This is a genomic window from Actinomadura barringtoniae (assembly GCF_017573505.1).
GTDB lineage: Bacteria > Actinomycetota > Actinomycetes > Streptosporangiales > Streptosporangiaceae > Spirillospora > Spirillospora barringtoniae.
This window is the reverse complement of sequence record NZ_JAGEOJ010000014.1, coordinates 44,796-59,847: the sequence shown is the minus strand read 5'-3', so window position 1 is coordinate 59,847 and position 15,052 is coordinate 44,796. Positions and strand designations below refer to the sequence as shown.

Sequence of the window (15,052 nt, the reverse complement as noted above, 5' to 3'; positions counted from 1 at the left end):
TCTGTGCTGAAACAAGCCCTGCCGGACCGGCCCCTAACCAGGCCGGTGGGGTTCCCCCGAGGGACCCGCCTTCCGCAGGGAATCGATCTCCTTGGCGAAGTCCTCCAGCGACTCAAAGCCCCGGTACACCGAGGCGAATCGCAGGTAGGCGACCTCGTCCAGTTCGCCGAGTGGCCCCAGGATCGCCAGGCCGATCTCGTGCGACGGGATCTCTGCCACCCCGGTCGCCCTGATCGCCTCTTCGACCCGCTGGCCCAGCTTGGCGAGCGCATCCTCGTCCACCGGGCGGCCCTGGCAGGCCCTGCGCACCCCGGCGATGATCTTGTCCCGGGAGAACGGCTCGGTGACCCCGCTGCGCTTGGCCACCATTTGGAGCACGTTCTCCTGTGTCGTGAACCTCTTGCCGCACTCCGGGCACGCCCGGCGCCGCCTGATGGCCGCGCCGTCGTCCGTCGAACGGCTGTCGATCACCCTGCTGTCGGGGTTACGGCAGAACGGGCAGTGCACCGCGTTCCCTCCTCCTCCGACACACAGAAAAACAACCACCACAAGACCACAACTTGTGGTTAATCACATCCGTGTAACTACTAGATGTTGTGGTCAACCGTAGGCCTCCCCCAAGCCCTTCGCAACCTGGAACACGCACCTCTCCCGGAGCCCCTGCTCACACAGAGCCCACCGGCGTGTCGCGCCGCCCACCTGCGAAATCGAACACCGCACCACACCCGCCACACCCCGTACGCCCCGGTGCCCCCACCCGCCAGACCCTCGCAGAATCAGGGCCTCCCGCCCCCGGGTCACGATAAGGTCACGATCATCGCCCCACGCGTTTGCAGCCCCCACCCCCATCGCCCGCACTCACACCCCAGCCGACCGCGCCCACCCCAGCCAGCCGCACCCACACCCCGATCAGCCGCGACCGCGTCCCCAGTCGAGTGGGTGATCAGACTCCCGTCAACACGGTCAGGCCGCGGACCGTGGTGACCAGGGCGCCGAGGATCGCGACCGAGATCATGGCGACGCGGATCTGGTCGGGCGAGGCCCGTGCGGCCAGGCGGCCGCCGAGGGCCAGCCCCATGATCAGGGCGAGGACCAGGACTCCGGTCCGCATGACGGTGAGCTGCGGCAGCCCCTTCACGGCGACGGCCGCGGCGCTCTGGCTGCCGAACGCGAGCTGGGTGGTGGCGATGAACGCGCTCTGCTCCCAGCTGGTGGCGAGCGCGAAGACCGTGAGGGCCGGTCCGCCGATGCCGGCGGTCGCGGTCATCACGCCGGACGCCATTCCCAAACCGAGCGTGCGCGGAACGGTGGGCGCGAAACGGATCCGTTCTCCGAACGCGGTGGCGCCCAGCCCGAGCACGACGAACGAGCCCATCAGCACCTGGAGAAGCGCCGGCGACATTCCGCGCGCCGCGATCGTTCCGGGAACGACTCCGGCCAATCCCGCCGGAACCAGCAACAAGGCCTTGTTCATCTCCACCGCCCGCCAGTTCGCCATGAGAACTACGGCGGCCACGATGATCGACAAAAGGTTGGCCAGGAGGACCCCTTGATAGGGCCCGACCAGGATCACCGCGAGGGGACCGACCGTCAAAGCGAACCCAAGGCCCGTGACGCGCTGGAACGACGCTCCCATGAATATGGCCAGGACCAGCAAGGTGTACACGGCCGCCCCATGTCCGGTGCGAGATCTCCTCTCCACCGTCGCACAGGTCCTTGTCACCGCAGAGAATTCGCGCACCGTGGCGTCTGACGCAGACGCGGGATTCCAGCGGCCGTAGCGTCGGCATTCCCTGCTCCCCGCCCTTGGCAAGGGAGGTCTCCCACCTTGCTGAACATGAAGCCGTTCTCGTGACGTGGGACCTGACCGCGTTGCCCGGTCCTTTCGCTGCGGTCGGCCGAACGCCACTTGTGCCGATCTGGATTGACGGCATCCGCATCTGGCTGAAACTGGAGGGCCAGAACCCCACCGGCAGCGTGAAGGACCGCGCCGCCGTCGCCATGCTCAGGGGCAGGATTCGCAGCGGCGAACTGCACCCTGAGAGCATCATTCTCGACGCGTCGAACGGCAACATGGCGAGCGCACTCGCCTGCTACGGCCGCGCGCTGGGCCTGGAGACCCACATCGTCTGCACGGCGCCCACGGCCACCGAACGCCAGATGATCGACCTCTTCGGCGCCACACTGATCGAGAACGACCTCGGCCCACACCTCCATGACGGCCACCGCAAATGCCTAGAGCTCGTCAACCGCCGCGACCAGCCGTACTGCTACCTGGACCAGCTCCACAACCCCAACAACCCCCGCGCGCACGAGACCGAGACCGGCCCCGAGATCCTGCGTGGCCTGCCCGGCGTCCGGCTGATCGTCGGCTCCCTGGGCACGGGCGGCACGATGCTCGGCGTCGGCCGCGCCGTACGCCGCCTCCGCGTGATGGTCGCGGCCGTGACCGCCGCCCCGGGCAGCCGCATGCCGGGCCTGGGCTCGTTCGCCGACGGCGACCGCGTGTCGCCCTTCATCACCCAGGCCGAGGAGGAACGCCTGTTCAGCGCCTGCGAGCAGGTCACAACACACGAAGCGACCCACTGGCAGCGCGCGTTAGTCGACCACGGCCTCTCCTGCGGCCTCCAAACCGGCGCCGTGGTCGCTGCCGCCCTCACCCTCGCCCACAAACACAACCTCCGTGACGGCACCGTGGTCATCTCCGGCGACGCCGGCTGGAAGACCTGGCCCACCCCCTGACCGCCCGCCCTACAACCACACGAACGATGCCCACCTCCGCCACAAGGCAGGCCGCGATCGCTCTCGAGCCCCAAGACAAACGCCCGGCCGGCGCGTCCAACCGCCATCACCCCCGCCGCCACGAACGGGCGCGCAGGCTTATCGTGCTGAGCTGCATGAGGCCGTGATCGCTAGCGAGCCCCAAGACAAGCGCGCGGGCTTGCCGCGTAGGGCCTGCACGGGCCGTGGTCACTCTCGCGTCCTGGGAAAGCGCGCGGTCGGCGTCCAACCGCCCCGCCAGCCGCCGCCGACGGTCGCGCTGGCGTGCCGTGCGGAGTCGCACGGGGCCGTGGCGGCCGACGTCCCACGACCACCTCACACGATCACCCGCCGCAGGCGGGCCCGCGACCTTGCGGTGGACCCTGTACGGGGCCGTGGCGGCCGACGTCCCACGACCACCTCACACGATCACCCGCCGCAGGCGGGCCCGCGGCCTTGCGGTGGACCCTGTACGGGCCGTGGTCGCTCTCGCGTCCCGAGACAAGCACGCGGCTGGCATCCCACGGCCACGCCGACTGCGATCACACGCTTCCGAGGACGGGCTGACCGTTCACAGCCAGCAGCCTTCATGGTCACCCGCTACCGCGACGGCCGCGCGGGCCTGCGGTGCCGGGCCTGCACGAGCGTGATCGCTCACGCGTCCCAGGACAGCGCGCGGCTGCATCCAGCGGCCGCGCCGGCCTCGATCGCCCGCCGCCGAGGCAGGCTGAACGATCCCAGCGAGCGGACTCCTTGGTCGCCCGCTGGCGCGGATGGGCGCGCGGGGCGGGGGCGCGGAGCGTGATTACTCGGGGGCTGGTCAGCGGTCTACGGCTAGTTCGCCTAGTTCGGACCATGTGGTGCCGGGGACTTCGAAGTTGATGATGCGCGGGGTTTCGGCCAGGTGGGGTGGGAGCTCCTGCTGGGCGGCCTTGAAGTGGGCGGAGCCTACGTGTGCCGCGCCGGCGTCGCCGTCTACGAAGGCCTCTACCAGGACGTACTCGGCGGGGTCGTCGAGGCTGCGGGACCAGTCGAACCAGAGGCAGCCGGGCTCGGCGCGGGTGGCCTCGGTGAACGGGCGGGCGATCTCCGGCCAGCGATCGGCGTCCTCGGGCCGGATGCGGAAACGGGCGGTGATGAAGATCATCGGCTGGGCCTTCCGGGCGTCGGGACCTGGCCCTGAGGTCATACCTGCGATCGGCGGCGTCCAATCCAGGGCGTCCGAGGCCGGACGGGTCAGCGCGGGAGGGTGATGCGCTGGCCGGGCTGGACGATGGAGCCGCCCAGGCCGTTGAGGTCGATGATGCGCTGGACGGTGACGCGGGGGTCGGCGGAGGGGCGGGAGGCGGCGGCGATCGACCACAGGGTGTCACCGGGGCCGACGGTCACGGTCTGCGCGTTGGCGGGGCGTTCGACGCGGCCCGAACCGGCCTGGGCTCCGTGGCCCGCGGTGAGCCAGAACCCGACCAGGAGGACGGTCGCGGCGCCGCCGGTGAGCACGGCGCGGCCGCGCCGGGTGAGCCGCACACCTGGGCTGGGCATCGTCGTGGCCATGGGAGCCCTCCGTGATCTTCGAATGAATTTTCGATCGAACGCCTGTACGAAGTTCTACAGGAGGGCACCGACAAAACGCGAGCACTTTCTTCGAACAATTGTTTGATCATCAAGCCGAAACGCGCTAACGTTCCATGACAAGGAGTGACGGATCGAGGCGCCGGGAGGCGACGAGCGATGAGCAAGGTCCGGGAGTTGCCCGATGGGCCGATGGACGAGAGCGGCCTCACCCAGCGGCAGCGCATGGTGCTCGAGGTGATCCGCGACTCGGTCCAGCGCCGGGGCTACCCCCCGTCGATGCGCGAGATCGGTGAGGCGGTCGGGCTGACCAGCACGTCCAGCGTGTCCCACCAGCTGCGCGCCTTGCAGCGCAAGGGCTTCCTGCGGCGCGACCCGAACCGCCCTCGCGCGGTGGAGGTACGGGTGCCGGGCACCACGCCGGTGCTCACCGAACCCGACTCGTACGAGACGGTGGGCGGCCAGGAGACCTCGACGCGGCCCGCGCCGGCGTACGTGCCCCTGGTCGGACGGATCGCCGCCGGTGGTCCGATCCTCGCCGAGGAGGCCGTCGAGGACGTTTTCACGCTTCCCAAGCAGCTGGTCGGCGAGGGCACCCACTTCCTGCTGAAGGTGTCGGGTGACTCGATGATCGAGGCCGCGATCGCCGACGGCGACTGGGTCGTCGTGCGCCAGCAGCCCGTGGCCGAGCAGGGCGACATCGTGGCCGCGATGATCGACGGCGAGGCGACGGTCAAGACGTTCAAGCGCAAGGACGGCCACATCTGGCTCATGCCGGCCAACGCCGCCTACGAGCCGATCCCCGGCGACGAGGCCTCGGTGCTCGGACGTGTGGTCGCGGTCCTGCGCAAGATGTGACGCTGCGCAAGCCCTGACTTCGCGCAAGATCTGACTCCGCAAGCCCTGACTCGGCGCGAGGTGTAACTCTGCGCGGGGTGTGGGCCCTGCGCAAGATGTGACGCTGCGCGAGTTGCGGCCTGGCGCAGGGTGTGACGTTGCGCGAGGTGTGCCGTTGCGCGAGGTGCGGCCTGGCTCAAGGTGCGGCCCTGTGCAGATTAATCTTGCGCTAGATGCGACGGCGCGCCAAGTGCGGCCCTGCGCGAGGTGTGACCCTGCGCAGGGTGATCCTGCGCAGGGTGATCCTGCGCTAGGTGTGACCTGGCGCAGGGTGTGACCTGGCGCTAGGTGTGGCGCTAGGTGTGACCCTGCGCCAGGGGCGGCCTGGCGCGGGGGGGCGGGCCTTACGCGGGGTTGTTGAGTCCCTCGATTCGGGTCGGGCGCAGGGTCTGCCACTGTGCCGCGCTGATCAGGCGGGTGCGGGTGGCCAGGTTGCGCAGCACGTCGGTGGCGTTCATCGCGACGCCGCTGTAGCCGACGTAGGCCAGCAGGCCCGGCTCGACCTCCCAGGCGAGCAGGCCGTTGCCGCCGAGGGAGGTGGTGACGACGGCGTTCGGGTGCCGGTCGAGCGCGATGGGCTGGGCGTTCGCCGCGTACAGCTCGTCCTCGAGGCCGCCGCAGCGGACCACGCCCGCGTAGGCGAGGCCGTTCGCGCCGACGCCCACGTCGACCGTGCCGTAGCGGGCCTCGCGTTGCACGGGCGACCGGTACGGGCCGGTGGCGATGACCTTGAGGCCGGTCGGTGCCCGTACGGCGGGGCGCTGGTCCTTGATCGTGGTCGCCTCGGCGATCCTGATCAGGTCGCGTTCGGGCAGGCGCCCGCGGACCAGGGCGTACGAGCCCGACGTCCGCCACGCGACCTCGTCCTCGGCCGCCCAGCCGCGTCCGTCCGCGCCCGCGATCGTGACGCGGCGGCTCAGTGCGGGCTGGTGCACCGGGAAGGTCACCACGGCGCCGCCCGACACCAGCGAGCCGTTCCGCGCACGGAGTGTCACCGTCCACGGGCCGTACTCCGCCGCCGAGTCGATCCGGTCCATCGCGCTGACGTGCCCGTTCTTCAGGACGAGTGCCGGCATGTCACCCGGCTCTGCGTGCACGTCCGGGCCGTCCGGCACGACCGGCCCTGTGGACGACGGTGTCGGCGTCGGCGCTGGCTTCGCTTTGTGATCCCCCGAGTGCAGGGCCACCGCGGCCGACAGCACCGTTCCGGCCAGGACGAGCCCGCCCGCCACGATCACCCAGCGCGGCGTACGGCCAGGCGGGCGTTCAGGGCCGCTGCTGACGATGTCCTGCACACCTGGAAGTCAACGCCACGACCGCGCGGCCGTACAGACCCAGATTGATCACGAGCCGCGCGGCCGCGCGGCTAGCGCTGCGGAACGATGTTGACGATCTTGGGGGCGCGGACGATGACCTTGGCGATCCCGGCGCCGTTCAGCGCCTCCTGGACCTTGGGCGAGGCCAGCGCCTGCGCCTCCAGGTCCGCGTCACTGATGTCCGGCGGGATCTCCAGCCGGTCCTTGACCTTGCCCGCGACCTGGACGACGCAGGTGACCGACTCCTGCACCAGCAGCGCCGGGTCGGCCGTCGGCCAGCCCGCCTTGATCACCGGTGCGGTACGCGACAGCAGCGACCAGGCGTCCTCGGCCGTGTAGGGCGCGAACAGCGACAGCAGGATCGTGATGGTCTCGGCGGCCTCGCGTACGGCCGGGTCGGCGGCGCCGGGGCCGGAGTCGATGGCCTTGCGGGTCGCGTTGACCAGCTCCATGATCCGGGAGATCGCCACGTTGAACCGCTCCGCCTCGACCAGCATCGTGGCCTCGGAGATGGTGCGGTGCGTGACGCGGCGCAGGTCCACCGAGCCCGCGGACGGGTCGACGCCCGCGTCGGAGGCGACCTCGGAGGCGATCCGGTGGACGCGCGACAGGAACTTGGACATGCCGTGCGGCGACACGTCCGCCCAGTCGATGTCGTCCTCGGGCGGGCCGGAGAACAGCATCGCCAGCCGGACGACGTCCACGCCGAACTCGTCGATCTGCTGGCCCAGGTCGACCAGGTTGCCGGTGGTCTTGGACATGGCCTTGGCGTTCAGGATCACCTGGCCCTGGTTCAGCAGCCGGGTGAACGGCTCGGTGAAGTCCACCATCCCCATGTCGTGCAGGACCTTGGTGAAGAACCGGCTGTACAGCAGGTGCAGGATGGCGTGCTCGACGCCGCCGGTGTACTGGTCGACCGGGCCCCACTTGCGGACGGCCTCGACGTCGAACGGACCGTCGGTGTAGTCCGGCGAGCAGTAGCGGTAGTAGTACCAGGACGAGTCGACGAAGGTGTCCATGGTGTCGGTGTCGCGCTTGGCGGCGCCGCCGCACTTGGGGCACTCGACGTTCACCCAGTCCGCGGCGGCGGCCAGCGGCGAGGTGCCCTTCGGGGACAGGTCGGCGCCGCGCAGGTTCTCCGGCAGCCGGACGGGCAGCTGGTCGTCGGGTACGGGGACCTCACCGCACGCGTCGCAGTGGATGATCGGGATCGGGCAGCCCCAGAAGCGCTGCCGGGAGACCAGCCAGTCGCGCAGCCGGAAGTTGACCGAGGCCTTGCCGTTGCCCTGCCGCGCCAGGATCTCGATGATCGTGGCGATGCCGTCGGCCTTGCTCAGGTCGTTGATCGGGCCGGAGTTGACGATGCGGCCGTCGCCCGCGGTGGCGACGCCGGTCTGGCCCGGGTCGGGCTCGCCGGTGTCGACGACGGTACGGACCGGCAGGCCGAACTTCAGCGCGAAGTCCAGGTCGCGCTGGTCGTGCGCGGGCACCGCCATGATCGCGCCGTGGCCGTACTCGGCCAGCACGTAGTCCGAGGCCCAGACCGGGATCCGCTCGCCGTTCACCGGGTTGATCGCGTGCCGGCCCAGGAACACGCCGGTCTTGTCGCGCTCGGTGGACAGCCGCTCGATCTCGCTCTCCCGCGAGACCTCCTCGCGGTAGGCCTCGAACGCGGTGCGCTGCTCGGGCGCGCAGATCTCCTCGGCCAGTTCGGCGTCGGCGGCGACCACCATGAACGTGGCGCCGTACAGCGTGTCGGGGCGGGTCGTGTAGACCGTGACCGGGGCGTCCCGGCCCTCGATCACGAAGTCGACGTCGGCGCCGGTGGAACGGCCGATCCAGTTGCGCTGCATCAGCAGGACGCGCTCGGGCCACTTGCCCTCCAGCTGCGCCATGTCGTCCAGCAGCCGGTCCGCGTACTCGGTGATCTTGAAGTACCACTGGGTCAGCACGCGCTTCTCGACCAGCGCGCCGCAGCGCTCGCAGTGCCCGCCGACGACCTGCTCGTTGGCCAGCACGGTCTGGTCGTTCGGGCACCAGTTGACGTGGCCGCCCTTGCGGTAGGCCAGCCCGCGCTCGTAGAAGCGCAGGAACAGCCACTGCGTCCAGCGGTAGTACTCCGGGTCGCTGGTGTGCAGGCGCCGGGACCAGTCGAACGAGGCGGCGTAGCGCTTGAAGGAGCCCGCCTGGGTGTCGATGTTGGCGTACGTCCACTCCGCCGGGTGCGAGTTGCGCTTGATGGCGGCGTTCTCGGCGGGCAGGCCGAAGGAGTCCCAGCCGATCGGGTGCAGGACGTTGAAGCCCTTCTGCAGCCAGTAGCGGGCCGGCACGTCCCCGATGGCGAACGCCTCGGCGTGTCCCATGTGCAGGTCACCCGAGGGGTAGGGGAACATGTCCAGCGCGTAGCGACGCTCCCGGCCGTCGTCCTCCTCGACGGCCTTGAACGGCTCGAGCTCGGCCCAGACGGCCTGCCACTTGTCCTGAACCGCCCGGGGGTCGTACTGCTCGTCGCTCACGGTCGCTACTCCGGTCCTTATGTACGTGAAGTCGTCCGGCTGCTCTCCCCCGGCGCCTGGCACTGATCCTGCACGGTGGCATTGATCCTGCACAGCGCCGGTCCCTGCACATGAAGAGACCCCTCACACAGGAGGGGTCACCGCGTCAACGCCAGTGCGTCAACGCGGCGGGCTAAGGAGCAGCCTGGTTCGCATACAACAAGACTAGCGCAGCGGCAAGGGCCCCGGCTTCCGGGTTAATACGATCGCCGCCCATCCCCCGCCCGATCCTTCGCGGCGCCCGTTCGATGCGATTGAATTTTCACAAATCCCCGTTGCGCCCTGGGCATCGCTCCTGCGCAGCCACCGGATCCCGCCCGGCCCAACTTGAACGCCGGTGATCATGGCTCCGGGCGATCGTTTAGTCGCGGATCCAACTGGAAGGTTTCCTACAAGTAGGCGTCCGCTACCCCTCCAGGACGCCACCTTCCAGGAGGACTCTCATGCCCAGGAAGAGTTCCATCGCCATCGCAGCGGCCGTCGCCGCCGGGCTCCCCCTCATCGCCGCCGCCCCCGCGTTCGCGCACGGCTACACCACGTCCCCCGCCAGCCGCGCGTTCAACTGCAAGCAGGGCACGGTCAAGGACTGCGGCGATATCCAATGGGAGCCCCAGAGTGTCGAAGGCCCCAAGGGGTTCCCCGGCGCGGGCCCCGCCGACGGCACCATCTGCGCCGGCGGCGACAGCCGCTGGGCGCCGCTCGACGACCCGCGCGGCGGCGCATGGCCCGCCACCAGCGTGCACGCCGGCCAGTCCTACACCTTCACCTGGACGCTCACCGCCGCCCACTCCACCACGTCGTTCCGCTACTTCGTCACCAAGGACGGCTGGAACCCGAGCCAGCCCCTCACCCGCGCGCAGCTCGACCCGCAGCCGTTCCTGGAGAAGGACTACAACGGCCAGCAGCCGCCCACCACCGTCTCCCACGAGGGCACGCTGCCCACCAAGTCCGGCCGCCACATGATCCTGGCCGTCTGGGACATCGCCGACACCGGCAACGCCTTTTACCAGTGCTCGGACGTCGACTTCGGCTGAGCCCCGCGGCCCGCGGCCGCTCAGCCCCACTCGGCCGCCACGCGCCCGTACGGGCCGCCGGACCCCTGCCCCGTCCGGCGGCCCGTACGGACACCACCCGGCACCGGGCCCGTCCCCGCCACGGGCCCGGTGCCGTCCGGGGACGCACGACCCCGGCCCCCGGAACGACGGCGCCCGCCGCCCGTACGCGAGGTACGGGACGGCGGGCGCGTCCGCGCTTTCAGCCCTGGATCAGGTGCTGTAGCGCTTGCCCTTGTAGGTCAGGGAGGCGTTCTTGACCACGGCCGACTGCGCGTAGCCGTAGGTGTTCATGTAAACCGGGCCGGCGACGTAGTGGTAGTTCTTGCCGGGGCCGTCCGCGCGGTAGTGCTTGATGGTCCCGGCGTTGTCCATCTTGAACATCTCGGCCTGCAGGTGGCTCACCTTGCCGCGCAGGCTCGCGTTCGGCTTGGCGATGATGCAGGTGTTCCACCAGTGCTTGGTCTTGTACTTGCCCTTGGCGTACTTCTTTCCGTAGATGTACAGCGTCCCGGCGACCGCCTTGCCGCGGTGGATCTTCTTGGTGCCGATCTGCTTGTAGCCGTAGCCGGGACCGCACAGGTCCGAGACGGCCTGGGCGGGGGCGGTCGTGGCGACGACCGTGCCGGTGAGGGCGACGCCGGTGACGGCGGCGGCGACCAGCGACTTCGCAATGCGCTTCATGAGACGGAGATACCTCCGGTCGTTGAGTCCCTTCGGGGGCCGCCGAGGGAGGTGATCTGCGCGGCGACGCCGTAGTTCGGGGTGCCCGGCACCGCTACGAAGATCACCTGACGGCCAGATCGGACGCTACCAACCAGAACGGGCCTCGCCCCCGTCCAAGGCGGTCTTCGGACAAAGCTTGGACGATCTTCGGACGATCGACCGGCCGTCCCAGACCCCACGGACCCGATCGGGCCTGTTGTGACGCTGCACAGTTCCGTGACCGCGCAGCTCATCGGGGTCACAAGGGGGCGTGTGACCTCGGCCACCCCAGAGGTGACCGGCTGGTCAAGAGTGGCCCGCGCGCTCGTAGACTCGTCGGTAACAACCGCCCGCCCGGCGATCCGCCCGAACCGCCTGACGCGCGCGAACCGCCTGACGCGCCTGAGGAGTGCCATGCTCAACCTCTCCGTCCTGCTCGAAGACGCCGCCCGCGAGACGCCCGATCGGGACGCCCTGGTCTTCGGGGACATGCGGCTCTCGTTCGCGTTCGTCGACCAGGTCGCCAACCAGGTCGCCAACCTGCTGGTGGCGCGCGGGATCAAGCCGGGCGACAAGGTGGCGCTCTCCAGCCCGAACCTGCCGTACTTCCCGATGATCTACTTCGGGGCGCTCAAGGCGGGCGCGGTGGTCGTGCCCCTGAACGTGCTGCTCAAGCCGCGCGAGATCGCCTACCACCTGGGCGACTCCGACGCCAAGGCGTTCTTCTGCTTCGAGGGCACGCCGGAGCTGCCGCTGGGCGAGGCGGGGCACGCCGGTTTCCAGAACGCGCCCGAGTGCGAGCACTTCTTCCTGCTGCCCGCGTCGCTGGCGACGACCGAGTCGCCGATCGAGGGCGCCGAGCTGTTCTGGGCGGCGCTGAACGGGCAGCCGAACACCTTCGACACGGTGCTCACCGAGCCGACCGACACGGCCGTGATCATCTACACCAGCGGCACCACGGGCCAGCCCAAGGGCGCCGAGCTGTCGCACATGAACCTGCTGACGAACGCGATGCTGGACGACTCGCTGTTCGCCAAGTCCCTGCACGACACCACGCTGGTGGTGCTGCCGCTGTTCCACATCTTCGGCCAGACCTGCGTGATGAACGTCAGCCTCTACCGGCGCGCGACCCAGGTCCTGCTGCCCCGGTTCGACGCCAAGCAGGCGATCGAGCTGATGGTCAAGGAGAACGTGAAGATCTTCGCGGGCGTGCCGACGATGTACTGGGGCCTGCTGACCGACGACACTTCGGGCGAGGACGTGAAGGCGATCCGCGAGAACCTCACGGTCGCGGTGTCGGGCGGCGCGGCGCTGCCGATGGAGGTCCTGAAGGGGATCAAGGAGAAGTTCGACGTCGACGTGCTGGAGGGCTACGGGCTGTCGGAGACCTCTCCGGTCGCCTCCTTCAACCGGCCCGACCGGCCCACCAAGCCGGGCTCGATCGGCCTGCCGATCTGGGGCGTGGAGATGAAGCTGATCGACGACGAGTGGAACGAGGTCGAGGGCGAGGGGCCCGGCGAGATCGCGGTCCGCGGCCACAACATCATGAAGGGGTACTACAAGCGCCCCGAGGCCACCGCCGACTCGATCAAGGACGGCTGGTTCCGTACCGGCGACATCGGCCGCCGCGACGACGACGGCTACTACTACATCGTCGACCGCTCCAAGGACATGATCATCCGCGGCGGGTACAACGTCTACCCGCGCGAGCTCGAAGAGGTCCTCATGACCCACCCGGGCGTCTCGCTCGCCGCGGTCGTCGGGGTCCCGCACGACTCGCACGGCGAGGAGGTCAAGGCGTACATCATCAAGACGCCCGGCTCCGCGCTGACCGAGGACGAGCTGATCGCCTGGGGCAAGGAGAACTTCGCCAACTACAAGTACCCGCGCATCGTGGAGTTCCGGGAGGAGCTGCCGATGACCGCGACCGGCAAGATCCTCAAGCGCGAGCTTCGCTGAGTCAGGCGCGAGCTTCGCTGAGGTCCTGCGTTCCGACCACGCGCAGCAGCTTGAGCGCCTCGTAGGCGGGCGTGCCCGGCGCGGCGGTGTAGAGCACGACCCTCTGGTCCTTCTCCGGAACGATCAGCACGTCGCAGTGCAGATCGATCGGCCCGACGACCGGATGGTTGACCCGCTTCGCATTGCCGCGCCGGACCGCGACCGTGCGCTCCTCCCACAGCCGCCGGAACAGCGGGCTCCTGCCGCTCAGGTCGGCGACGATCTCCTTGATGCCCGGGTCGTCGGGGTAGCGCCCGGCCGCCGCGCGCAGGTCGGCGACGCTGTCGCGGGCGAACGCCAGGTACCCCTCGTCGGCCTCCAGCCGGCAGTCGGTCGAGGCGTCGAAGAACCACCGGATCGTGCAGCGCTCGCGCGGCGAGAGCTTGGAGAAGTCGGTCATCAGCGCGGCGGCCAGCGCGTTCCACGCCAGCACGGTCGAGCGCGCGTCGATGACGAACGCCGGGGTGTCGTCCATCCGCTCGAGCAGGTGCAGGATCCCGGCCGGCACGTCCTGCGGCGGCCCGGCCGGCGTCTCCGCCGCCTCACCCGCCAGGTTGTAGAGGTAGGAGCGCTCGTCGTCGGTCAGCCGCAGCGCGCGGGCCAGCGCCGCGAGGATCTGGCGGGACGGCTTGGGCCCGCGGGCCTGCTCCAGCCGGATGTAGTAGTCGACCGACATCCCGGCCAGCTGCGCGACCTCCTCGCGCCGCAGCCCCGGCGTGCGCCTGCGCGCCCCGCCCTCGATCCCCACGTCCGACGGCTGGATCCCGGCCCGCCGCGACCGCAGGAACCCGGCCAGCTCCTGTCTGTCCACGCACCCAGCATCCCCCACGATCGGGGATGCCCGGCGGTTCGAGGGTGGTACCGCCGATCCCAGCCTGAGCCCCGGATCTCGTGGCCTGAGGCTCAGATCTCGTACGGCAGGTGCTTGATGCCGTTGATGAAGCTGGACGCGAGGCGTTCGGGCGGCGCGGTGGAACGGATGTCCGGCACCTGCCGGAGCAGCTCGCGGAACATCACGGTGATCTCCATGCGGGCCAGATGGGCGCCGAGGCAGAAGTGCGGTCCGGCGGCGCCGAAGCCCAGGTGGGGATTGGGGTTCCGGGTGATGTCGAAGGTGTACGGGTCGGTGAAGATTGCCTCGTCCCGGTTCGCCGACCAGTAGTACATGAGGACCTTGTCGCCGTCCTTGAAGCGCTGCCCGTTGGCCATCTGGTAGTCGCGGGTGACAGTGCGGCGCATGAACGTGACCGGCGACGCGCAGCGCACGATCTCCTCGACGGCGCCGGGCGCGTGGCGGTCGAAGTCCGACATCCACAGCGCCTTCTGGTCAGGGTTCAGGGTGAGCAGCTTCAGGCCGTGCGCGATGGCGTTGCGGGTGGTCTCGTTGCCCGCGACGACGAGCAGGATGAAGAACGAGCCGAGCTCCTCGCGGGTCAGGCGCTCGCCCTCGACGTCGGCGTGCACGAGGACGGAGGTGAGGTCGTCGGTCGGGTCGGCCTCGCGTTCCTCGGCCAGGCCGATGACCAGCTGCCGGAGCTCCTCGGCGGCCGTCATGATCGCGAGCTGGACGGCGGCGAAGTCGGGCACGTACTCGGGGTCGAACGCGCCGATGATGATGTTCGAGCGGTCGAAGACGCCCTGGTACTCCGACTCGGGGATGCCCATCAGATCGCAGATGATCTTCAAGGGCAGCCGGGCGGCGACCTCGGTGACGAAGTCGCCCCCGCCGGCCGGGCGGATCTCCTCGACGATCCGCGCGGCGGCGCGGTCCACGTCGTCCCTGATCTTGCTGATCATCTTCGGGGTGAACGCGCGGGACACGATGCGGCGCAGCCGGGCGTGCCGCGGATCGTCCATGTTGATCATCGAGGCGATGTACTCGAGGATCTCCGGCGGCGGGTCCAGGGTGTTGGCGACGCTGCCGCGCGAGGAGCAGAAGACCTGCGGGTTGCGGCTGGCCTCGATGATGTCGGCGTGCCGGACGAGCCCGAAGTAGCCGTCGCCGGGCGGGAACCCGAGATGGCTGAAGTCGGGTTCGTCGAAGAACGGCGGTCGCTCCAGCGTGCGGAGCCGGGCGAACACCTGCTCGCGCTCGTGCAGCGGGCGCGCCCAGAATCGCAGGTCGGACAGGTCGACGTCGTCGGGCCGGAGCACGTCGGTCGTCACTGGCATCGCCTCCTGGCCACCATATTGACAA

The 15,052-nt window shown here is 69.7% G+C and carries 13 protein-coding genes; 4 read left to right on the top strand and 9 right to left on the bottom strand.

Going from position 1 to position 15,052, the window contains the following annotated elements; genetic code table 11:
* Nucleotides 1–33: 33 nt before the first annotated feature.
* Together nrdR and J4573_RS31755 are read right to left on the bottom strand one after the other, a co-directional pair.
* Nucleotides 34–507 carry a transcriptional regulator NrdR gene (nrdR, locus tag J4573_RS31760; protein ID WP_208259615.1) on the bottom strand — a complete coding sequence of 158 codons (474 nt, stop codon included), beginning with the start codon at nucleotides 505–507 and terminating at the stop codon, nucleotides 34–36.
* Nucleotides 508–943: 436 nt separating this feature from the next.
* On the bottom strand, nucleotides 944–1,666 hold the full coding sequence (locus J4573_RS31755) for a sulfite exporter TauE/SafE family protein (RefSeq protein ID WP_208259614.1): 723 nt from the start codon (nucleotides 1,664–1,666) through the stop codon (nucleotides 944–946).
* 185 nt (nucleotides 1,667–1,851) lie between these two features.
* On the opposite strand from J4573_RS31755, the gene J4573_RS31750 reads away from it, so the two are divergent.
* On the top strand, nucleotides 1,852–2,742 hold the full coding sequence (locus tag J4573_RS31750) for a pyridoxal-phosphate dependent enzyme (RefSeq protein ID WP_307797048.1): 891 nt from the start codon (nucleotides 1,852–1,854) through the stop codon (nucleotides 2,740–2,742).
* An 838-nt stretch (nucleotides 2,743–3,580) separates the two neighbouring features.
* On the opposite strand, the gene J4573_RS31745 is transcribed toward J4573_RS31750, so the two are convergent.
* Both J4573_RS31745 and J4573_RS31740 read right to left on the bottom strand, forming a co-directional pair.
* Nucleotides 3,581–3,949 (bottom strand): putative quinol monooxygenase, encoded by a 369-nt coding sequence (locus tag J4573_RS31745; RefSeq protein WP_372442922.1) that lies wholly within the window; start codon nucleotides 3,947–3,949, stop codon nucleotides 3,581–3,583.
* 47 nt (nucleotides 3,950–3,996) lie between these two features.
* Nucleotides 3,997–4,314, bottom strand: coding sequence for a LysM peptidoglycan-binding domain-containing protein (locus J4573_RS31740; protein WP_208259612.1), 318 nt, complete (start codon nucleotides 4,312–4,314; stop codon nucleotides 3,997–3,999).
* A 177-nt stretch (nucleotides 4,315–4,491) separates the two neighbouring features.
* On the opposite strand from J4573_RS31740, the gene lexA reads away from it, so the two are divergent.
* A complete protein-coding gene (gene lexA, locus J4573_RS31735; protein ID WP_208259611.1) occupies nucleotides 4,492–5,190 on the top strand; it encodes a transcriptional repressor LexA in 699 nt (232 codons plus the stop codon).
* A 383-nt stretch (nucleotides 5,191–5,573) separates the two neighbouring features.
* On the opposite strand, the gene J4573_RS31730 is transcribed toward lexA, so the two are convergent.
* Both J4573_RS31730 and leuS read right to left on the bottom strand, forming a co-directional pair.
* Nucleotides 5,574–6,524, bottom strand: coding sequence for a hypothetical protein (locus tag J4573_RS31730; RefSeq protein WP_208259610.1), 951 nt, complete (start codon nucleotides 6,522–6,524; stop codon nucleotides 5,574–5,576).
* A 71-nt stretch (nucleotides 6,525–6,595) separates the two neighbouring features.
* On the bottom strand, nucleotides 6,596–9,061 hold the full coding sequence (gene leuS, locus J4573_RS31725) for a leucine--tRNA ligase (RefSeq protein ID WP_208259609.1): 2,466 nt from the start codon (nucleotides 9,059–9,061) through the stop codon (nucleotides 6,596–6,598).
* A gap of 482 nt (nucleotides 9,062–9,543) precedes the next feature.
* Here leuS and J4573_RS31720 point away from each other — a divergent pair, with 482 nt between their 5' ends.
* Nucleotides 9,544–10,134: a lytic polysaccharide monooxygenase auxiliary activity family 9 protein gene (locus tag J4573_RS31720; protein ID WP_208259608.1), complete on the top strand. Its 591-nt coding sequence runs from the start codon at nucleotides 9,544–9,546 to the stop codon at nucleotides 10,132–10,134.
* 231 nt (nucleotides 10,135–10,365) lie between these two features.
* Here J4573_RS31720 and J4573_RS31715 read toward each other — a convergent pair whose 3' ends face one another.
* A complete protein-coding gene (locus J4573_RS31715; protein ID WP_208259607.1) occupies nucleotides 10,366–10,836 on the bottom strand; it encodes a hypothetical protein in 471 nt (156 codons plus the stop codon).
* Between the two features lie 435 nt (nucleotides 10,837–11,271).
* Here J4573_RS31715 and J4573_RS31710 point away from each other — a divergent pair, with 435 nt between their 5' ends.
* The gene (locus tag J4573_RS31710) at nucleotides 11,272–12,816 is read left to right on the top strand and encodes a long-chain-fatty-acid--CoA ligase (protein ID WP_208259606.1); all 1,545 of its coding nucleotides are present in this window, start codon (nucleotides 11,272–11,274) and stop codon (nucleotides 12,814–12,816) included.
* Nucleotide 12,817: 1 nt separating this feature from the next.
* Here J4573_RS31710 and J4573_RS31705 read toward each other — a convergent pair whose 3' ends face one another.
* Both J4573_RS31705 and J4573_RS31700 read right to left on the bottom strand, forming a co-directional pair.
* Entirely contained in the window at nucleotides 12,818–13,666 is an 849-nt protein-coding gene (locus tag J4573_RS31705) for a helix-turn-helix transcriptional regulator (RefSeq protein ID WP_208259605.1), read from the bottom strand.
* Between the two features lie 92 nt (nucleotides 13,667–13,758).
* Nucleotides 13,759–15,027: a cytochrome P450 gene (locus tag J4573_RS31700; protein ID WP_208259604.1), complete on the bottom strand. Its 1,269-nt coding sequence runs from the start codon at nucleotides 15,025–15,027 to the stop codon at nucleotides 13,759–13,761.
* Nucleotides 15,028–15,052: the final 25 nt, after the last annotated feature.

Bases quoted from the DNA above. Each gene is read 5' to 3' on its own strand.
- J4573_RS31710 (WP_208259606.1), top strand. From the start codon at position 11,272: ATGCTCAACCTCTCCGTCCTGCTCGAAGACGCCGCCCGCGAGACGCCC.
- lexA (WP_208259611.1), top strand. From the start codon at position 4,492: ATGAGCAAGGTCCGGGAGTTGCCCGATGGGCCGATGGACGAGAGCGGC.
- J4573_RS31720 (WP_208259608.1), top strand. From the start codon at position 9,544: ATGCCCAGGAAGAGTTCCATCGCCATCGCAGCGGCCGTCGCCGCCGGG.
- J4573_RS31700 (WP_208259604.1), bottom strand. From the start codon at position 15,027: ATGCCAGTGACGACCGACGTGCTCCGGCCCGACGACGTCGACCTGTCC.
- J4573_RS31745 (WP_372442922.1), bottom strand. From the start codon at position 3,949: ATGACCTCAGGGCCAGGTCCCGACGCCCGGAAGGCCCAGCCGATGATC.
- J4573_RS31740 (WP_208259612.1), bottom strand. From the start codon at position 4,314: ATGGCCACGACGATGCCCAGCCCAGGTGTGCGGCTCACCCGGCGCGGC.
- J4573_RS31715 (WP_208259607.1), bottom strand. From the start codon at position 10,836: ATGAAGCGCATTGCGAAGTCGCTGGTCGCCGCCGCCGTCACCGGCGTC.